Origin of the sequence: Rhizobium sp. P38BS-XIX (assembly GCF_012641435.1) — a bacterium.
Taxonomy (GTDB): Bacteria; Pseudomonadota; Alphaproteobacteria; order Rhizobiales; family Rhizobiaceae; genus Rhizobium.
This window is the reverse complement of the sequence record NZ_JABAIJ010000001.1, coordinates 420,036-438,817: the sequence shown is the minus strand read 5'-3', so window position 1 is coordinate 438,817 and position 18,782 is coordinate 420,036. Positions and strand designations below refer to the sequence as shown.

Below are 18,782 nucleotides of genomic sequence, written 5' to 3'. Positions count from 1 at the left end.
GCGCTATCGGCGACGGCGCAGCAGGTGACCGCACATGACATCTTCGCAGGATGAAATCTGGCTCAGGGACTACGAACCTGATGACGCGCAGGCGACGATCGACATCTTTCTGCGCGCCATTCGTGAGGTCGCATCACGCGATTACGATCCAGCGCAAATTGCCGCCTGGGCAAAGGTCGAGGATGCCGAAATCTGGGGCCAGTATCGGGCAAGCCGGCCGACATGGCTTGCAATGATCGGTTCGACGCCTGTCGGCTTTACGGACCTTAAGGCCGATGGCTGCCTGGATATGATGTTCGTCAGTCCCGATCATCAAGGCAAAGGCGTCGCCAGTCTCTTACTGGCAATGGTCGAAAAAGCAGCCCGCAAAAAAGGTCTGCAACGAATTTTCACCGAAGCGAGCCTCACCGCCCGCCCCTTTTTCGAGCGAAAGGGCTTTACCGTTCTGGCCGCACAAAAAGTGGAAAAGCGCGGCCAGACGCTGTCAAATTTTCTGATGGAAAAGGCTCTGGCTTAGGCCTCGAGCACCAGGGCTCGTCCCTCGCGAACGGCGGGGAACTCAGCCAGGCGGGCGGCATAGCGCGCCATGGTGTCGACCTCGAAATTGACGAAATCGCCAGCCTTGCGCTCGCCCCAGGTCGTCACTTCCAAAGTGTGGCGAATGAGAAGCACGTCGAAGTCCGTGCCATCGACGGCGTTGACCGTGAGGGACGTGCCGTCAAGCGCGATCGATCCTTTTGGAGCAACGAATTTGGCCAGATGCTCTGGCGCACGCAGGCGGTAGCGCGTGGCATCGCCCTCTGCCGTGACCGACAGAATTTCCGCCTTGCCGTCGACATGGCCAGACACGATATGACCACCAAGCTCGTCGCCGATCTTCAGCGAACGTTCGAGATTGATCTTGGATCCTGTGGCCCAACTGCCGATGGTGGTCAGCCGCAGGGCCTCCTCCCAGGCTTCGACCTCGAACCAGCGTCCGTTGCTACCCTCTTGAGGCAATCCCGTCACCGTCAGGCACACGCCGGCATGCGAAATGGAAGCGCCCATATCGATCGTTGCCGGATCGTAATTGGTGGCAACGCGCAGCTTGATGCCTTCCTTGAGCTCGGACACGGCTTCGACAGTGCCAACATCGGTAACAATTCCGGTAAACATCAAAGACCTCTTTCGTATTCGTCGCAGCGATCGTCGCCAAACTGGCTTTCGCCGATATGCATGAAACTGGGTGGGATATTGGATTTCGCGACGGGCGATTCAATGCCACCCGCGCCGATTGTCACCGGTCCCTGGAACAACAGGATTCGATCCACGAGATCGGCCGCGAGAAAACGGCGCGCCGTCTTGGCGCCGCCTTCGACCAGCAGGGACGAGATGCCGCGCGTGCCCAATGCTTCCAGCAACTCTCCAGGCTCATCCACGTTCGACTGCAATACTTCGACGCCGGCCGCATCGAGAGCAGCACGGCGGCCGAGGAAGGCGCTATCGGTGTTTTCATCGAAGGGTGGCTGATGTCCGGCAACAGCGATGACCGGATATTGTCTCGCTGTCTTGACCAGCTTGCTGGCGAGCGGCAGCTGAAGGTCTTCGTCGATCACGATGCGCAAGGGAGTACGGTCTTCGAGACCGGGTAGCCTGCAGGTCAATTCCGGATCATCCGCGATTGCCGTGCCGATACCGACGAGAATGGCATCACTCTCGGCGCGCAGCATCTGCACCTGCTTGCGGGCGAGATCGCCCGTGATGCGCACCTGCCCCTCCCCGACCCGACCAATCATGCCATCGGCGGAAACGGCAAGCTTGAGAGTCACATAGGGGCGGTTTCTCGTCTGCCGCATGAGGTAGCCAGCCAAGGCTCGCCTGCCCTCGATCTCCAAGACACCGGTCTCGACCTCGATACCGGCTTCCCGCAGCATCTTGATGCCGCGCCCTGAAACGCGCTGATCGGGGTCCGTGACGCTGACGACCACGCGCGCCACGCCATAGGCAATCAAAGCCTCCGCACAGGGCGGCGTCTTGCCGTAATGCGAGCAAGGCTCGAGCGTGACATAGGCAGTTGCACCCCGAGCAGCTTCGCCGGCCTCGGCAAGCGCCTGGGTCTCGGCGTGCGGGCGACCGCCTTCTGCCGTAACGCCCCGACCAACGACGACGCCATCCTTGACGATGACGCAGCCGACGGAAGGATTGGTGGAGGTAAGCCCGAGATGCGTCAGGGACAGGCGGATGGCCTCAGCCATGAATGTCTGATCGAGCTGAGGAGAAGCTACAGTCATCATCTCTCACTGGAAATCCGTTTGAACCGGGAGAGTGATGCCAGTTTCCGGATCGATGACGCAAGCCACGTCAGACAACAAAATGACGTGACACTTCTCTTTTGCACCACGTTGCCAAAGGGCTCCGGAACGTCCCGAGCCCTCTGAATTCGGCAAGAGCGTGCTTAGGGATCCAACGGATCCCGAGCGATCTTGGCGTTGATTTCGTTGATGACGTGCTCGAAATCCTCTGCATGCGAGAAGTCGCGATAGACGGAGGCGTAGCGCACGAACGCCACGTCATCGAGGCTCTTCAAGGCCTCCAACACCTGCAGACCGATCTGTTCCGAGCTGATTTCCGTCTCGCCGGAGCTTTCGAGGCGGCGCACGATACCGGACACGGCACGCTCGATCCGATCACGATCGACCGGGCGCTTGCGGAGCGCTATCTCGAAGGACCGCACCAGCTTGTCGCGATCGAAAAGCACCTTGCGGCCGGTCTTCTTGATGACCATGAGCTCGCGCAACTGCACGCGCTCGAAGGTCGTGAAACGACCGCCGCAATCGGGACAGATCCGACGCCGGCGGATGGAGGTATTATCCTCCGCCGGGCGCGAATCCTTCACCTGGGTATCTTCGGTACCGCAATAGGGGCAGCGCATGCGCTCTCCTTAGCCCATGTAGCCGTACATCGGGAAGCGGTCCGTGAGCTTGACCACTTTCTCGCGAACGGCAGCCTCGACGGCGGCGTTGCCTTCGTCGGAATTGGCGACCTTCAAACCATCGAGAACCTCGATGATCAGGTTGCCGATTTCACGGAACTCGGCTTCCTTGAAGCCGCGCGTCGTGCCGGCCGGGGTGCCGAGACGGACACCGGAGGTGACGAATGGCTTTTCGGGATCGAACGGGATGCCGTTCTTGTTGCAGGTGACGTAAGCGCGGCCGAGTGCGGCTTCCGCACGCTTGCCGGTCGCATTCTTCTTGCGCAAGTCCACAAGCATCAGGTGGTTGTCCGTGCCGCCGGAAACGACGTCGACACCGCCGGAGATCAGCGTTTCGGCGAGAGCCTTGGCGTTCTTGACGATCTGGGCCGCGTAGTCTTTGAAGTCGGGCTGCAGCGCTTCGCCGAGGGCAACGGCCTTAGCGGCGATGACGTGCATCAGCGGGCCACCCTGGAGACCGGGGAAGACGGCCGAATTGAACTTCTTCGCCAGATCCTCGTCATTGGTCAGGATCATGCCGCCGCGCGGGCCGCGAAGAGACTTGTGCGTGGTCGTCGTGGCAACATGGCAATGCGGGAACGGCGACGGATGCTGGCCACCGGCAACGAGACCGGCGATGTGAGCCATGTCGACCATCAGATAGGCGCCGACACTGTCGGCGATCTCGCGGAAGCGCTTCCAGTCCCAGATGCGGGAATAGGCCGTGCCGCCAGCGATGATGAGTTTCGGCTTGGTTTCCTCGGCCTTGCGCTGCACGTCATCCATGTCGAGCAGGTTGTCGCCTTCGCGCACGCCGTACGACACGACGTTGAACCACTTGCCGGACATGTTGACCGGCGAACCATGGGTCAGGTGGCCGCCCGAATTCAGGTCGAGGCCCATGAAGGTGTCGCCCGGCTGCAGGAGCGCGAGGAAGACGGCCTGGTTCATCTGCGAACCGGAATTCGGCTGAACGTTGGCGAAGTTGACGCCAAACAGCTTCTTGGCGCGCTCGATGGCGAGCTCTTCGGCGATATCGACATACTGGCAGCCGCCATAATAGCGCTTGCCCGGATAGCCCTCGGCATACTTGTTGGTCATGATCGAGCCCTGCGCTTCCAGAACGGCGCGCGAGACGATGTTTTCCGAGGCGATCAGTTCGATTTCGTGCCGCTGGCGACCGAGTTCCTTGCCGATCGCACCAAAGATTTCCGGATCGGTATCGGCAAGCGAGCGATTGAAGAAGGGTTCGGTGGACGCATTGGTCATCGTAGAAGCTCCTGAACGGGCCGGAACGGCAATGAAGACGGTATTAGCGTCCGGGTCGCCGGAGAGCAATACGACCAGCGACATTTGCTGAGCATTCTACGCAGCGCGATGCCGGCAAATGAAAAAGCCGCATCCGAGGACGCGGCTTCGACAAGAATAGCAACTTGAATGCCGATTACTGAACCGGCTGCTCCATGCCCTGCGTCGTGTCGAGCGCCAGCTGGGAGTTGCCGTCGAGATTATAGATATCGTCGCGGAACTGGACGATACCGTCGCGGGCGCTCCAGGCGGAGATATAGACGAAATAGACCGGCACTTCGGACGCCAGCGTGATCGGCGTGTTGACGCGGGTGGAGATCACCTGCTCGATGCGCTGACGCGGCCAGCCAGGCGTTTCGCCTAGCAGCCAGGTTGCGAGGTCACGCACGTTCTGAACACGAACGCAGCCCGAGCTGTCGAAACGCATGAGCTTGTTGAACAGGCCCTGCTCCGGCGTATCGTGCATGTATTCGTTGTTCGGGTTGTGGAAGTTGATCTTCGTCGACGCCATGGCGTTCGTCTTGCCCGGGTCCTGACGGAACATCAGATCAGGTGCCTTGTCCGAATTCCAGTCGATGGTCTCAGGAGAGACTTCCTGGCCTTTGCCATCGAGAAGACGAATGTTGCTTCTCGTCAGGTAGGTCGGATCCTTGCGCATCAAGGGCATGATATCCTTGATGATGATCGAGCGCGGTGCCGTCCAGTACGGGTTGAGGATAACCTCGTAGATCTTGGAATTGATGATGTGCGTCGGTCTGGTTTCGCGGCCAACGATCGCCTCGTGACGCAGCGCCACCTGACCATCTTCAACGGCCTCGACGCGGGTCGCCGGAATATTGACCATGACATGGCGACGGCCGAGATCGGACGGGAACGTCTGCAAGCGAACGAGGTTCGTGTTGAGCTGCTGTAGGCGAATGTTGGCGGGAACATTCATGGCCTTCAGCGTAAATTCGCCGATGACGCCATCCGGCGGCAGACCATGGCGGGCCTGGAAGCGCTTCACGGCACCGTCCACATAGGAATCGAAGGACGAGGAAACGCCGGCTTCGCGCGGCAGATCGCCGGTGACCATCAGATGCTGGCGCAGCGATTGTACGGCGGGATCGGTCACGCCGATCTGCAGCGGCTGCTGGCTCGTCGGATTGACCTGCGGCCAACCGCCATTGGAGACGATGCTCTGATACTGAGAAATCGCCTGCTGGATGTTCGGAACGGAATCCGGCCCGAGGATCGGCGTGTTCGACTGGACAGCCGCTGCCGTGCGCGCCGCGGCCTTCGCATCGAACTGGTCGTCCCAATTGCCGCGAGAGCGATCGTTGATCAGCGCCTCCAGAGGCGTCGCGTTCTGCGCGAGCGCCGGGGCGGCCAATGCGGCAGCACCGAAAGTTACAGCCGACCGCAGGAAAGAGCGGCGCGAAAAGGGTTCAATTCCGTTTTTCTTCGACATATCCAAACCGTTCAGCGCTGCGATACAATTATACGCAGCCTAGAGAGGAAGCAGTAAATAGCGCGGCTTTGCGCCAAGTAACGCAGCTCAGTATCGATCCGTTCCCTTAAAGCACCATCAAAAACTTCGCCACGAACTATCACAATATCGCGAAGCCAGGACCTTGACGGTCGGAAGATCGAATTTCGAGAACGCCGCTTGCCGTGAGTTTCCGCTGTCATATCAATATGGCCAATTCGTGTCGCCCGGCATGAAACTTGCTTTCCTGCGCGGCACGGACACAAAAGCCATGTTGAATATGCTAAAATATCACAGCTGCGCGTGGTTCATACCGCGTCCTAAATTGCGGTCAATGGCCTGATGGCGCTCTGCGCCCTATACAAAGACAGCTGAGGAACAGCCGTGGCAAAAAGCGCACAATTGCGGACGTCAGGCGGATGCAAAATGCAATCACGAGCCGCTTATGCTTCGGTCCTTTGAGGATACCGAAAGCACAAACGGGCGCAACGTGGCGTCTTCTCTCGCCTCGTTACACCAGTTCATGCGCCTGGAGGTTCTAAGAAGCCGGAGGGAACGCCGGCTTGGTAGATCACATGCGATAAGCGATGCTATCGTTCCAGAAGCGGTCGAGGCGCTGCAGGAGCTTGTTCATCTGGGCGAATTCGTCGGTGCCGATGCCGCCGACCTTGTCGATCGAGCCGATGTGGCGCTCGTAAAGCTTGGCAACGGTTTCGGCGATCTCCTGGCCGGTTTCGGTCAGGCTGATGCGAACCGAGCGACGGTCGATGCGCGAGCGCTGGTGATTGATGAAGCCGAGGTCGACCAGCTTCTTGACGTTATAGGAAACGTTGGAGCCGAGGTAGAAACCGCGGGAGCGGAGCTCGCCGGCCGTCAGCTCGGAATTGCCGATGTTGAAAAGGAGAAGTGCCTGGACGGCGTTGACGTCGTCGCGACCCTGACGGTCGAACTCGTCCTTGATGACGTCAAGCAGGCGGCGGTGCAAACGCTCGACCAGATGGAGAGATTCCATGTAGAGAGCCCGGATGTCGTCAACCTGCTGATCCCGAGCGTTCGCAACTGCCTGCGGCTTGATTTTGGTATTCATCATGACTTGGCCTCACTCTGTTTTGTTTGGCGGTGTCGTTTTCTTCCCGCCTTGAGTGAGACCCTATCGAATACACATAAAATTCTACTTAAACTGCAGGCTTAACAGCACCTTACCAGGAACTCTTGGTGTCTCAGGGTAAATCAACCATTACCTGCTGCTGGCGACGCCGGCGCTTTTCCTGCCAAAGCAGGACGCGAAACAGGCAATACAGCACGGCCACGCAGACATGCAAGATCATGATCAACGGATTGGATCCGAAGACCTCCGGCCATACGCCATACATCAATCCCTGACCGCCTGCGGCCAGCACCCAGATGACTGGCCCCCAGGATACGGTCAGCCATAATCCGAGAGCCGCGACGGGGAAAACGACGGCCAATCCGGCGCCCGCGACCTTCCATGGAAGATTAAGGAGATCGAAGCGGGCATGGCCTTCGAGCGAATAGCCGACCAGCATTGCCCAGTACTGAAGACCGAGCCAGAAGCAGGCGATCGCGATCAGCCGCAGGAACAGCACGAACAGGATGTCCGTCAGCGTATTCTTGGGTACGGTCGAAGAATCAGGTTCCATGCGCGAACAATACGTATGAGCCATCGGCCCCGCCAGAATATAATGGCTGCGGCCTTTCGCCTTGTTTTGAATCCTGGGGACAGCGTGATAGGTACGCTGCCCATATAATAAGGCCACAGATAGACGACAAAGGATGGCGGCATCATGGAGAACAAGACGCATCTCGTTGACGAGATCACCGGGCATCGCCGCATGCGACGCAACCGCAAGGCCGATTGGACGCGCCGCATGGTGCAGGAAAACCGGCTGACGGTCGACGACCTGATCTGGCCGATCTTCCTTATCCCCGGCACCGGCATCCTGGAACCGATCCCGGCCATGCCCGGCGTCAACCGCATGACTGTGGACAAGGCCGTCGAGGCCGCAAAGGAAGCAGCCGATCTCGGCATTCCGGCCCTTGCCACTTTTCCCAACATCGAAATGGAGCTGCGTGACGAGACCGGCTCCAACAGCCTCGAAAAGAACAACCTCATCAATCTCGCCAGCGCCGCGATCAAGAAGGCCGTGCCTAACATCGGCGTCATCACCGACGTCGCGCTCGATCCCTTCACCAGCCATGGCCATGACGGCATCCTGCGCGGCAATGAGATCGTCAACGACGAAACGGTCGAGCAGGTGGCACTGGCCGCCGTTTACCAGGCAGACGCCGGAGCCGACATCATCGCACCTTCGGAAATGATGGACGGGCGCATCGGCGCGATCCGTCAGGCGCTCGACGCTGCCGGACACCAGAGCGTCGGTATCATGAGCTATGCGACGAAATTCAGCTCGGCCTTTTACGGCCCCTATCGCGAGGCGATCTCGACCGGTGGCCTGCTGAAGGGCGACAAGAAGACCTACTATATCGATCCGGCAAACGGCACCGAAGCCGTGCGCGACGCCACACTTGACGTCGAGGAAGGCGCCGACATGCTGATGGTCAAGCCCGGCCTGCCCTATCTCGATATCTGTTGGCGCTTGAAGGAGGCCTTCGGCCTGCCGACCTTCGCCTATCAGGTCTCCGGCGAGTACGCCATGATCAAGGCGGCGGCCGCCAATGGCTGGATCGACGGCGAAAGGGTCATGCTCGAAACCCTGCTCGCCTTCAAGCGCGCCGGCTGCGACGGCATCCTCACCTATTTCGCGATGGACGTGGCCAGGCACCTCGCACGGAAATGACGTCTGCGCTCCGGCTTATTGTATTTGCCGGAGCGAATACCATATGCTCTTTGGATATGTAGCTCACGGCTATTTTACCTGCCATCGCGCTGAAATGGCCGTGAGTATCGAAGGATTGCGCATCTCACTGTGTCGAAATAACCGACGTGAACTGCGCCAAGGAGCAAAATAATGAGCTTGAACCCCAGCCCGCTTTACGCAGCACCGGATGACTGGCGCGCCTATAGCGGTGTGCTGAGCCGGCGCATCTTCGCCTTCATCGTCGACTATATCATCGTTGCCCTGCTCTGCATTCCCGCGGCCGTGGTTCTGTTTTTCGTATCGATCCTGACGCTGGGGCTTGGCTTCGTGCTTTATCCCGCGCTCTTTATCATCGTTGCCGGCCTTTACTTCGGCTGGACGCTTGGAGGTCCCTATCAGGATTCGCCCGGTATGCGCGCCATGGGCCTGACGATGGTACGAGTAGACGGCCGGCGCATGGACTTTTTGACGGCGATCGTACATCTGGCGCTGTTCTGGATCCTGAATTCGGTGCTGACGCCGCTCATTCTGCTCGTCGGCATTTTCACCGATCGCAGCCGTCTGGTGCACGATCTCTTGCTTGGAACGGTCATCGCCCGCACGGCCTGATAGCCAAAACAGCTCAACAATCATCTGGCTTGCCGTGGAACCGAACAGGCTCTAGGCGGCTTAATCATGTGCGGTCAATTAGGAAACTGTGATCTTTAGCAAAGGACGTGGTTGACGTTTTCTAAAGTTAAGCCATGCTTGTAAAACACAGATGCCGAAAGAAAGGTCAATCAACGGCAGATGAACACGCAGTCGACGCCATCTCCGCAGTTTTATCTGACGGCACCGGCCACCTGCCCGTACTTGCCGCACGAGATGGAGCGCAAGGTCTTCACGCATCTTGTCGGCCCGCGCGCGGCGGAGATGAACGATATCCTCACGCAAGGCGGTTTCCGGCGTTCGCAAAACATTGCTTACCGGCCTGCCTGCGAATCCTGCCGCGCCTGCGTGTCGGTGCGCATTCTGGCGCAGGAATTCGAACCTACCCGCTCGATGAAGCGCGTGCTGGCAAACAATAGCGACATCATCGCCACCGAGTTTCCGGCTCAACCTTCCAGCGAGCAATACTCGCTTTTCCGCCGTTATCTCGATTATCGCCACCAACAAGGCGGCATGTCCGACATGACCGTGCTCGATTATGCGATCATGGTCGAGGACACGCATGTGAACACGCGCATCATCGAATATCGCCGTCGAGAGGAAGGATCGGGGCTCGAGCAACGTCCGAAAGGCGAACTGTTGGCTGCGGCCCTGACCGATGTCATGAGCGATGGCCTGTCGATGGTCTATTCCTACTTCAACCCTGATTTCGAGCAGCAGTCGCTCGGGACATTCATGATCCTCGACCATATCCGGCGCACCAAGGCGCTGGGCTTGCCGCACGTTTATCTGGGCTATTGGGTCAAAGGGTCCCGAAAGATGGACTACAAGACACGCTTCCAGCCGCAAGAGCATCTGACCCCGCGCGGCTGGGAACGTTTCGACCCGGCCGCAGACGGCGAAAAAGATACCTTCCGCTAAATGTTCGCCCATCTCCCGGATCATCGCAAAGGGCTGCTGCTGACAACGCTTGGCGGCCTGGCGCTATCGATGGATATTCCCTTGATCCGGCTTTCCGATGGAGAGGTATGGTCAGTTCTCTCCGTCAGGAGTGTGGCGACGATCATCGTCGCAATCGCGGCTCTCGCTGTGATCCGCCGCGTCAAGGGTTCACTGCTGGGCATTTTGCCGGGTCGGCTCGGGCTGCCGGTCGGATTCTTCTATGGATTGACGACTATCACCTTTCTCCTTGCCGTCTATTACACGACGGCGGCGAATGTGGTGTTCATCATCGCGCTCAATCCGATGTTCACGGCGCTGCTATCCTGGATCTTCCTGAGAGAACGCCCTGCCATTTCCACCTTCGTCACCATGGCTTTCATGATCGTCGGTGTCGGACTGATCGTCGGCGATGGCATGGAGGGCGGACATCTTCTCGGTGATGCGCTGTCCGTGGTGGCCTCTTTTTCCATTGCCTGCGCCATCACCATCAGCCGCGCCTCGCGCCAGGACATGGGTTTCGCATCACTGCTTGGGGCCATCGTTCCCGCAATCGCCGGGCTTTATCACGTCATTCCCTCCGGCTTTTCCATAGACCACCCCGGCTGGATCCTCTTCGACGGCGCCGTGCTGATGCCCCTCTCCTTCTGGTGCCTTGCAACGGGCACGCGGTTTATCTCCGCTCCGGAAGTGGCAATGTTCTATCTGTTGGAAACGATCCTGGCGCCGATCTGGGTCTGGCTGATCTTTGCAGAAGCGCCGACCAACATGACGCTTGCCGGCGGGGCAATATTGATCCTCGCCCTTGCCGCTCATTCGCTATGGCAGGCGCGGGCAAAGGCGAGACCAATTATCATTTAGACGCGATCCCGAGCAGCCTCAAATCTATCACGATGATGCTGCCGAATAAGCGAGAGACTGCTCTCGCTTATTTCTCTTTAGCCCGAAAACTTGCCGCTTCTCGGGAAACCTTTCGGTACGGCGCGGCCGGCACCGGCGCGGTCGCCCAGCCATTCCGCCAGCTCATCCTTGGTTTTGGTGAAGGTGCGGCCGGCACTGTCTTCCCATGTCAGGCCATTGGCAATCGCGAAGCATCTGATATCGGCGACGCCGCCATCCTTGTACTTCTGCAGGCGCACGCCCTTGCCGCGCGACATTTCCGGGACCTGCGCCAGCGGGAAGATTACCATCTTGCGGTTCTCGCCAACCACGGCGGCGTGATCACCTGATATCGGCACCAGCAGCTTGGCCTCGTCCGGATAGGAAACGTTCATGATCTGCTTGCCCTTACGGGTGTTGGCGATCAATTCGGCCTCAGCGACGATGAAGCCGTTGCCGGCCGTCGACGCGATCAGCTGCTTGCGCTGTGGATCGTGGACGAAGGCGGTCAGTACGTCCTGATCGTTTTCCATGTCGACCATGATGCGTAGCGGCTCACCGTGGCCGCGTCCACCGGGAAGCTTGTCGCCGCCGAGGGTATAGGCCTTGCCGCCCGTGGTGATGATGAGGATCTTGTCCGTCGTCTGGGCCGGGAACGCAACCTTCAGCCCGTCGCCTTCCTTGAAGGTGAGCGAGGCGATATCCGAAATATGTCCCTTCAGCGCGCGGATCCAGCCCTTCTCCGAGACGACGACCGTAATCGGCTCCTTCTCGATCATGGCCTGCAGGATCGCCGCGTCATCGGCTTCCGGCGCTTCCGCGAATTGTGTCCGGCGGCGACCGACTTCCGTCGCCTTGGCGAACTTCTTCTTCACTTCGCCGATTTCCCAGGCGACCGTCTGCCACTGCTTCTCTTCCGAGGCAAGCAATGATTCTATGTCCGCCTTTTCCTTGCTGAGCCCGTCGAATTCCTTGCGGATTTCGAATTCTTCCAGCTTGCGCAAGGAGCGCAGCCGCATGTTCAGGATCGCTTCGACCTGATTGTCCGTGAGACCGAACCGCTCCATCATGACGGGCTTCGGCTCGTCCTCCTCTCGGATGATGGCGATGATCTCGTCGATGTTGAGGTAAGCGATCAGGAAGCCGCCCAGGATTTCCAGACGTTTCTCGATGGCGGCAAGCCGGAAGCGCGAGCGGCGCAAAAGCACTTCCCGGCGATGATCCAGCCACTCCTTCAGCACTTCGTTCAGCGCCATGACCTTCGGGATGCGGCCCATGGACAGGACGTTCATGTTGAGCGGGAAGCGGCTTTCCAGCTCCGTCAGCTTGAACATCGATTCCATCAGGATCGTCGCATCGACAGTCCGGCTCTTCGGCACGAGGACGACGCGGATATCCTCGGCGGATTCATCGCGGATGTCTTCGAGCAAAGGCAGCTTGCGTGCGATCAGGAGTTCGGCGATCTTCTCGATCAGCCGGGACTTCTGCACCTGGAACGGAATTTCCGTGACGACGATCTGATAGCCGCCGCGGCCTAGATCCTCGATCTCCCACTTGGAGCGGACGCGGAAGCCGCCGCGGCCGGTCTTGTAGCTTTCGATGATGCTGCGGCGATCGTCGATGATGATCCCACCCGTCGGGAAATCCGGACCGGGAATGTATAGCTCCACAAGCTTCTCGACGGTGGCATCACGATCCTTGATCAGATGCAGCGCTGCGTCGCAAAGCTCATGTGCGTTGTGCGAGGGAATGGAGGTCGCCATGCCGACGGCGATGCCTGAGGAGCCGTTGGCAAGCAGATTGGGGAAAGCCCCCGGCAGAACGATCGGCTCGGAATTGGATTCGTCGTAGGTGTCGCGGAAATCGACCGCGTCCTGATCGATACCTTCGAGCAGCAGCTCCGAAACCAGCGTCATCTTGGATTCGGTGTAGCGCATCGCTGCGGGGCTATCGCCATCGATATTGCCGAAATTGCCCTGACCATTGACCAGCGTATAGCGCTGCGAAAAATCCTGCGCGAGGCGCGCCAGCGCGTCGTAGATCGACTGGTCGCCGTGCGGGTGATAGTTACCCATCACTTCGCCGACGATCTTCGCGCATTTGCGGAACGCTGCATTCGGCCGAAGGCCCATCTCGCTCATCGCATAGACGATGCGCCGGTGCACAGGCTTCAGCCCGTCGCGAACGTCGGGAAGCGCGCGTTGCGTGATCGTCGACAAGGCATAAGCCAGGTAGCGCTCTTCAAGCGCCGCCTTCAGATCGACCGGAAGGATGTTGTCGTCGCCGTCACCGGGCGGCGGAGTCAGATTTTGTCCCATGCTTCCTGACTATCGGAGATGACGTTTTCGAGCAAGAAAACGGTCGAAAGCACCTGTGGATGAAGGCGTTTCGCGTGTATAGAGATGATGCAACCGATACATTTTTGCTGCACTTGCTCGCTACACTCAATGTCATTGGATTTTTGCAGAAAGATCAATATAAGTCAGCGCAGTACACGCTCAATCTGTACGTCCCCGCCCATACTACCGGCTTAATGAGGAAACGCCATTATGACTTTCTACCGGACCACGCGGCTGATGCTCTGCAGCGCTGCCATCCTGTCTTTCGCCAGCTCGGCCTTCGCGCTTGACGGCAATGACCTCCTGAAGAAGCTCAACGACGTCTATGGCCAGCAGGGTGGCGCTTCGATCGCCGCCGAAGGCATCGATATCGACGGCGACACGGTAACGCTCAAGAACGCGACCTTGAAGGCCGCCGGTATGGAAAACGACATTCCGCTCGGCGAAATCACCATGAACGGCGTCGAGGAAAAGGACGGCGGCTACACGATCGAAGAGGTCGATTTCGCCGATGTCGATTTCAACAAGGATGGTGCAGCCATCTCCGCCACCGACCTGAAGCTCAATGGCGTTGAAATTCCAGCCGACGCGACGAAGGGCGATCTCAGCTCGTTGCTCTATTACAAGAGCGCCCATGCGGGTGCAATCTCCGTCAGCAAGGATGACGCCGAAGTGTTCTCGATCGAGGGCGCCGATGCGACCATGAGCAAGCGCAGCGACAATTCCGGCATCGACTTCGACGCGAAGGTCAACGGCATCAAGGGCGACCTCAGCAAGGTTGACGATCCGAAGGCGAAGGAAGCGATCGACGCGCTCAAGCTGCAGCAGATCGACGGCACCGTTGCGATGAAGGGCAGCTGGGAAATCGGGCCCGGCAAGATCGACATCACCGAATACTCCTTCGATTTCAAGGATATCGGCAAGCTTGACCTCGCTTTCAGCATCTCGGGCTACACGCCTGCCTTCGCAAAGTCGCTGCAGGATGCGCTGAAGACGGTTCGTTCGAACCCGAACCAGCAGGAAGCCCAGCAGTCGGCCGGCCTCGCCATGCTCGGCCTCATGCAGCAGCTGACGTTCAACAGCGCCAAGATCCGTTTCGACGACGCGTCGATCACGGCTCGCGCGCTGGATTTCGCCGGCAAGCAGCAGGGTGTGACCGGCAAGCAGCTGGCTGACACGCTGAAGGCCATGACGCCGATGATGATGGCGCAGCTCAACATTCCGGAACTGCAGAACGCCGTTTCCACGGCCGTCAACACCTACCTCGACAATCCGAAGAGCATGACGGTGACGGCTGCTCCGGGCAAGCCGGTTCCGGTTCCGATGATCATCGGCGCTGCCATGGGCGCTCCGCAGACGATCCCGCAGGTCATCGGTCTGACGGTTTCCTCGAACGACTGATCGGTCATTCGTCAAGACAATTGAAAAACCCGGCGATCTTGGTCGCCGGGTTTTTCTTTGCCGTCAAAGCCGGGCGGCATTTGGAAGTTGATATTTCCCGAGTTCGCTCAGAGCGTGATCGATCATGGCGAGCAGCTCGTCCGTCGTCGCACCGTCGCGAGCCTGAACGGACATGCCCTGTACGATCGCCCCAAGAAAGCGGGCGAGAGACGCTGCATTCGTATCCGGCCGCATGTCGCCTTCCGAAATGCCGCGTTCTATGCGCGAGACGAAGGCAGCGAGCGTCTGCAGGCGCATAGAGGCGACGTAGTGGGCAATCGGCTCGTTCTCTTCGGCGCAGTTCAGCACAGCCGTCGAAATCATGCAGCCTTTCGGATGTTCCGGCGCGGTGAAGATTCCCGCCGAATTCGTCAGAAAGCCCTCGAATGCCGTCACCGTATCCACCTTGTCCATCAACGGATTGCCGGCCACCGGGCGAGGCATGCGCCGATATTGGTCCAGCGTTTCCCGATAAAGATCCGCCTTGGAGCCGAAGGCTGCATAGAGACTCTGCGGCGTAATCCCCATCGCAGCCGTAAGATCCGCGATGGACGAGCCATCATAGCCGTGCTTCCAGAACGTATCCCGCGCCGAGGCGAGAACCGTCTCACGATCAAAGGCCGGCGGCCGTCCACGCTTGCGCGGGGAAGAATTTTCGGTGTCTTGCGTATTTTTCACAATGGTCACTCTAGAATTATTTCCTGATCTGGTTTATTCAGGAATGATCATTGTGATTATAGAAGGTTTTGTCCCATGAGTCTTCCCCTGGAAAATGCCATGCGCCCAAGCGACGGCAGCCTTGCTGAAGGCGTCGACGCTGCAATTGAAGCTGCTCTGACGGATAAGAGACTGGTCGGCACGGTTGTCCTGATCGCCAAGGATGGGAAGCTGGTCTATCAGCGCGCCGCCGGCCTTGCCGATCGGGAGAACGATGTGGCAATGCAGGAAGATGCGATCTTCCGGCTTGCCTCCATCACCAAGCCGATCGTGACCATCGCCGCTATGCGGCTTGTCGAACAGGATCGCATCGGGCTTGACGATCCGATCACCAAATGGCTTCCGGATTTCCGACCGCGACTGCCGGATGGAGGCGAAGCCGATATCCGCATTCATCATCTTCTCACGCACACTGCGGGATTGGTCTACACTTTCGCCGAAGCGCCCGACGGCCCCTATCATCGCGCCGGCGTATCCGATGGCCTCGACACGCCCGGCCGGTCGATTGCCGACAACCTCAAGCGTATCGCCAGCGCTCCCCTCGTCTTTGCGCCGGGCGAAGGCTGGCACTATTCGCTGGCAATGGACGTGATCGGCGCCATTATCGAAAAAGAGACCGGCGGCGATCTCGGCAGCGCTGTTGCCGATCTCATCATGAAACCGCTCGGCCTTTCCGACACGGCCTTCTCCGTTCGCGATCGCAACCGGCTTGCCGCAGCCTATGTGAACGGCACAGGGGAGCCGCAACGAATGGAAGACGAAGCCCTCGTGCCAATCCTTGACGGAACGATCCGCTTCGCGCCCGACAGGATATTCGACCCCACCTCCTACCACTCCGGCGGCGCAGGCATGGCCGGCACGGCAAGCGACGTGCTCGCCATTCTGGAAACGGTGCGCAAGGGCGGCGCGCCACTTCTCTCCGCCGATACGGTGAAGACGATGATGACCGACCAGGCGGGCGGCCATATGCAACCGCTGCAGGCCGGCTTCGGCTTTGGCTACGGCTGGTCGGTCGTGACCGATCCCGTCGCCGCGCAAGCTCCCTTCTCGGCGGGCACAATCAAGTGGGGCGGCGTCTACGGCCACAGCTGGTTCGTCGATCCGGAGAAAAAGCTGACGGTCGTGGCGCTGACAAATACGACCCTCGAAGGCATGTGGGGCCAGTTCACCATCGACCTGCGCGACGCGATCTACGCGGCAATCTAGGTTCCCTCGAAGCATAAAAAACCCGGCGATTTCGGTCGCCGGGTTTTGCATTTCAGCAGGCTTGTAAGAGCCTCAGTCCTTCTTGACCGGTGGCACCGGACGGATCGCCAGTTCGCGCAGCTGCGTCGGCGTTGCGACCGAGGGAGCGCCCATCAGCAAATCCTGCGCCTGCTGGTTCATCGGGAACAGCGAGATCTCGCGCAGGTTCTTGGCGCCGACAAGCAGCATGACAATGCGGTCGATACCGAAGGCAGCGCCGCCGTGCGGCGGTGCGCCATACTGGAAGGCACGGTAGAGACCGCCAAAACGCTCTTCGACGTCGGTCTGGCTGAGACCGACCTTTTCGAAGGCAGCGACCATGGTCTCCGGCGACTGGTTACGGATCGAGCCCGAAGCGATTTCGAAGCCGTTGCAGACGGCGTCGTACTGGAACGCCTTGATCGTGAGCGGATCCTGGTTCTGCAGCGCCTCAATGCCGCCCTGCGGCATCGAGAACGGGTTGTGAGCGAAATCGACCTTCTTCTCTTCCTCGCTCCATTCGAAGAACGGGAAGTCAACGATCCAGCACAGCTCGAAACGGTCGCGATCGACCAGGTTCAGCTCTTCGCCGGCCCTGGTGCGGGCTTCGCCGGCAAACTTGTAGAATTTTGAGGGATCGCCGGCGACGAAGAAGCAGGCATCGCCGTCATCGAGGCCGAGCTGGGTGCGGATCGCATCCGTGCGCTCTTCGCCGATGTTCTTGGCAAGCGGGCCTGCGCCCTCGAGCTTCTCGCCTTCCTTGCGCCAGAAGATGTAGCCGAGGCCCGGCTGACCCTGGCTCTGCGCCCACGCGTTCATGCGATCGCAGAAGGCGCGCGAGCCGCCGGTCTTGGCCGGGATTGCCCAGACTTCGACCTTCGGGTTGGAGGCGATCATGTTGGCAAATACCTTGAAGCCGGAGCCGGCGAAATGCTCGGTCACCGCTTCCATGACGATCGGGTTACGCAGGTCCGGCTTGTCGGAGCCATACTTGCGGATGGCAACGTCATAGGGGATACGCGGCCATTCCCTGGTGACCGGCTTGCCTTCGGCAAACTCCTCGAACACCTGGGTCATCAGCGGACCCATCGTGTTCCAGACGTCTTCCTGCGTCACGAAGCTCATTTCGAGGTCGAGCTGGTAGAATTCGCCCGGCAGACGGTCGGCACGCGGATCTTCATCGCGGAAGCAAGGTGCGATCTGGAAGTAGCGGTCGAAACCGGCGACCATCAGCAGCTGCTTGTACTGCTGCGGTGCCTGCGGCAGCGCGTAGAAGGTACCGGGGTGGATACGGCTCGGCACGAGGAAGTCGCGCGCGCCTTCCGGCGACGAGGCCGTCAGGATCGGGGTCGTGTATTCGGTGAAACCGACATCGCCCATGTGGCGGCGCATCGAGGAGATGACCTGCGTGCGCTTGACGATGTTCCGATGCAGCGTTTCGCGGCGCAGATCAAGGAAGCGATACTTCAGGCGAACGTCTTCCGGATAGTCCGGCTCGCCGAAGACGGGCAGCGGCAGCTCCTTGGCGGCGGAGAGCACTTCGATCTCCTGCGCGTAAAGCTCGATCTCGCCGGTCGACATGTTCTTGTTGACGGTGTCTTCCGTACGGGCCTTGACCAGACCATCGATACGGATCACCCATTCGCCGCGAACCGCTTCCGCGAGCTTAAAGGCCGGAGAATCAGGGTCGGCGACCACCTGGGTGATGCCGTAGTGATCGCGCAGGTCGATGAACAGCAGGCCGCCATGATCTCGGACGCGATGAACCCAGCCGGAGATGCGGACGGTCGAACCGACGTCGGACTTGCGCAGGGCGGCGCATGTGTGGCTGCGATAGCGATGCATAGTATATATCCTGGGCTTGGCGGGCGGTGGCGCAACGACATGCAAACCCCTCGCCCGCCGACGAGAAAATCGGGCGGAAAAGCGCATGGCACGCCCGATTTGTCAAGGCTCGAACGCCGGAAGTCGACTTAAAGCTGCTTCCGTTGCCACTCATGACAGCATCCGCAAGTAGCCGCTGCGGCAGT

The 18,782-nt window shown here is 59.6% G+C and carries 17 protein-coding genes; 7 read left to right on the top strand and 10 right to left on the bottom strand.

The features are described from left to right. The first annotated feature begins 34 nt into the window (after window positions 1-34). Complete coding sequence (locus tag HGP17_RS02125; RefSeq protein ID WP_168805514.1) at window positions 35-517, top strand: GNAT family N-acetyltransferase; 483 nt, start codon at window positions 35-37, stop codon at window positions 515-517. Here the strand turns inward: HGP17_RS02125 and HGP17_RS02120 are convergent. The 7 genes from HGP17_RS02120 to HGP17_RS02090 all read right to left on the bottom strand — a co-directional run bounded on the left by HGP17_RS02120 (window position 514) and on the right by HGP17_RS02090 (window position 7,387). Next, the gene (locus HGP17_RS02120; RefSeq protein WP_168805512.1) at window positions 514-1,155 is read right to left on the bottom strand and encodes a riboflavin synthase; all 642 of its coding nucleotides are present in this window, start codon (window positions 1,153-1,155) and stop codon (window positions 514-516) included. The two genes, HGP17_RS02125 and HGP17_RS02120, sit on opposite strands and share 4 nt — an antisense overlap. After that, the gene (gene ribD, locus HGP17_RS02115; protein ID WP_168805510.1) at window positions 1,155-2,270 is read right to left on the bottom strand and encodes a bifunctional diaminohydroxyphosphoribosylaminopyrimidine deaminase/5-amino-6-(5-phosphoribosylamino)uracil reductase RibD; all 1,116 of its coding nucleotides are present in this window, start codon (window positions 2,268-2,270) and stop codon (window positions 1,155-1,157) included. The genes HGP17_RS02120 and ribD overlap by 1 nt, the downstream gene beginning before the upstream one ends. Before the next feature lie 164 nt (window positions 2,271-2,434). Then, complete coding sequence (gene nrdR, locus HGP17_RS02110; protein WP_068385764.1) at window positions 2,435-2,911, bottom strand: transcriptional regulator NrdR; 477 nt, start codon at window positions 2,909-2,911, stop codon at window positions 2,435-2,437. Between the two features lie 9 nt (window positions 2,912-2,920). Continuing rightward, window positions 2,921-4,219 carry a serine hydroxymethyltransferase gene (gene glyA / locus HGP17_RS02105; protein WP_168805508.1) on the bottom strand — a complete coding sequence of 433 codons (1,299 nt, stop codon included), beginning with the start codon at window positions 4,217-4,219 and terminating at the stop codon, window positions 2,921-2,923. A gap of 175 nt (window positions 4,220-4,394) precedes the next feature. Next, window positions 4,395-5,708, bottom strand: coding sequence for a L,D-transpeptidase family protein (locus HGP17_RS02100; RefSeq protein ID WP_168805506.1), 1,314 nt, complete (start codon window positions 5,706-5,708; stop codon window positions 4,395-4,397). Window positions 5,709-6,297: 589 nt separating this feature from the next. Then, the gene (locus HGP17_RS02095) at window positions 6,298-6,813 is read right to left on the bottom strand and encodes a MarR family winged helix-turn-helix transcriptional regulator (protein WP_168808044.1); all 516 of its coding nucleotides are present in this window, start codon (window positions 6,811-6,813) and stop codon (window positions 6,298-6,300) included. 133 nt (window positions 6,814-6,946) lie between these two features. Continuing rightward, a complete protein-coding gene (locus HGP17_RS02090; RefSeq protein ID WP_168808042.1) occupies window positions 6,947-7,387 on the bottom strand; it encodes a DUF6163 family protein in 441 nt (146 codons plus the stop codon). A 144-nt stretch (window positions 7,388-7,531) separates the two neighbouring features. Here HGP17_RS02090 and hemB point away from each other — a divergent pair, with 144 nt between their 5' ends. The 4 genes from hemB (at window position 7,532) to HGP17_RS02070 (ending at window position 11,014) form a co-directional block, all read left to right on the top strand. Beyond that, on the top strand, window positions 7,532-8,545 hold the full coding sequence (gene hemB / locus HGP17_RS02085) for a porphobilinogen synthase (protein ID WP_168805504.1): 1,014 nt from the start codon (window positions 7,532-7,534) through the stop codon (window positions 8,543-8,545). A gap of 171 nt (window positions 8,546-8,716) precedes the next feature. Further along, entirely contained in the window at window positions 8,717-9,175 is a 459-nt protein-coding gene (locus HGP17_RS02080) for an RDD family protein (protein ID WP_168805502.1), read from the top strand. 180 nt (window positions 9,176-9,355) lie between these two features. Beyond that, entirely contained in the window at window positions 9,356-10,135 is a 780-nt protein-coding gene (locus tag HGP17_RS02075; RefSeq protein WP_168805500.1) for an arginyltransferase, read from the top strand. Further along, window positions 10,136-11,014 (top strand): DMT family transporter, encoded by an 879-nt coding sequence (locus HGP17_RS02070; RefSeq protein ID WP_168805498.1) that lies wholly within the window; start codon window positions 10,136-10,138, stop codon window positions 11,012-11,014. A gap of 77 nt (window positions 11,015-11,091) precedes the next feature. Here HGP17_RS02070 and parC read toward each other — a convergent pair whose 3' ends face one another. Further along, window positions 11,092-13,350 carry a DNA topoisomerase IV subunit A gene (parC, locus tag HGP17_RS02065; RefSeq protein ID WP_168805495.1) on the bottom strand — a complete coding sequence of 753 codons (2,259 nt, stop codon included), beginning with the start codon at window positions 13,348-13,350 and terminating at the stop codon, window positions 11,092-11,094. 231 nt (window positions 13,351-13,581) lie between these two features. Here parC and HGP17_RS02060 point away from each other — a divergent pair, with 231 nt between their 5' ends. Next, window positions 13,582-14,772, top strand: coding sequence for a YdgA family protein (locus HGP17_RS02060; protein ID WP_168805493.1), 1,191 nt, complete (start codon window positions 13,582-13,584; stop codon window positions 14,770-14,772). A gap of 63 nt (window positions 14,773-14,835) precedes the next feature. Here the strand turns inward: HGP17_RS02060 and HGP17_RS02055 are convergent, their stop codons facing one another. After that, window positions 14,836-15,498 (bottom strand): TetR/AcrR family transcriptional regulator, encoded by a 663-nt coding sequence (locus tag HGP17_RS02055; protein ID WP_348648878.1) that lies wholly within the window; start codon window positions 15,496-15,498, stop codon window positions 14,836-14,838. Between the two features lie 66 nt (window positions 15,499-15,564). Here HGP17_RS02055 and HGP17_RS02050 point away from each other — a divergent pair, with 66 nt between their 5' ends. Beyond that, window positions 15,565-16,734, top strand: coding sequence for a serine hydrolase domain-containing protein (locus HGP17_RS02050; RefSeq protein ID WP_168805491.1), 1,170 nt, complete (start codon window positions 15,565-15,567; stop codon window positions 16,732-16,734). Window positions 16,735-16,806: 72 nt separating this feature from the next. Here the strand turns inward: HGP17_RS02050 and aspS are convergent, their stop codons facing one another. Then, complete coding sequence (aspS, locus tag HGP17_RS02045; protein WP_168805489.1) at window positions 16,807-18,597, bottom strand: aspartate--tRNA ligase; 1,791 nt, start codon at window positions 18,595-18,597, stop codon at window positions 16,807-16,809. Between the last annotated feature and the right edge of the window lie 185 nt (window positions 18,598-18,782).

Bases quoted from the DNA above. Each gene is read 5' to 3' on its own strand.
- HGP17_RS02125 (WP_168805514.1), top strand. From the start codon at position 35: ATGACATCTTCGCAGGATGAAATCTGGCTCAGGGACTACGAACCTGAT.
- HGP17_RS02120 (WP_168805512.1), bottom strand. From the start codon at position 1,155: ATGTTTACCGGAATTGTTACCGATGTTGGCACTGTCGAAGCCGTGTCC.
- ribD (WP_168805510.1), bottom strand. From the start codon at position 2,270: ATGACTGTAGCTTCTCCTCAGCTCGATCAGACATTCATGGCTGAGGCC.
- nrdR (WP_068385764.1), bottom strand. From the start codon at position 2,911: ATGCGCTGCCCCTATTGCGGTACCGAAGATACCCAGGTGAAGGATTCG.
- glyA (WP_168805508.1), bottom strand. From the start codon at position 4,219: ATGACCAATGCGTCCACCGAACCCTTCTTCAATCGCTCGCTTGCCGAT.
- HGP17_RS02100 (WP_168805506.1), bottom strand. From the start codon at position 5,708: ATGTCGAAGAAAAACGGAATTGAACCCTTTTCGCGCCGCTCTTTCCTG.
- HGP17_RS02095 (WP_168808044.1), bottom strand. From the start codon at position 6,813: ATGAATACCAAAATCAAGCCGCAGGCAGTTGCGAACGCTCGGGATCAG.
- HGP17_RS02090 (WP_168808042.1), bottom strand. From the start codon at position 7,387: ATGGAACCTGATTCTTCGACCGTACCCAAGAATACGCTGACGGACATC.
- hemB (WP_168805504.1), top strand. From the start codon at position 7,532: ATGGAGAACAAGACGCATCTCGTTGACGAGATCACCGGGCATCGCCGC.
- HGP17_RS02080 (WP_168805502.1), top strand. From the start codon at position 8,717: ATGAGCTTGAACCCCAGCCCGCTTTACGCAGCACCGGATGACTGGCGC.
- HGP17_RS02075 (WP_168805500.1), top strand. From the start codon at position 9,356: ATGAACACGCAGTCGACGCCATCTCCGCAGTTTTATCTGACGGCACCG.
- HGP17_RS02070 (WP_168805498.1), top strand. From the start codon at position 10,136: ATGTTCGCCCATCTCCCGGATCATCGCAAAGGGCTGCTGCTGACAACG.
- parC (WP_168805495.1), bottom strand. From the start codon at position 13,350: ATGGGACAAAATCTGACTCCGCCGCCCGGTGACGGCGACGACAACATC.
- HGP17_RS02060 (WP_168805493.1), top strand. From the start codon at position 13,582: ATGACTTTCTACCGGACCACGCGGCTGATGCTCTGCAGCGCTGCCATC.
- HGP17_RS02050 (WP_168805491.1), top strand. From the start codon at position 15,565: ATGAGTCTTCCCCTGGAAAATGCCATGCGCCCAAGCGACGGCAGCCTT.
- aspS (WP_168805489.1), bottom strand. From the start codon at position 18,597: ATGCATCGCTATCGCAGCCACACATGCGCCGCCCTGCGCAAGTCCGAC.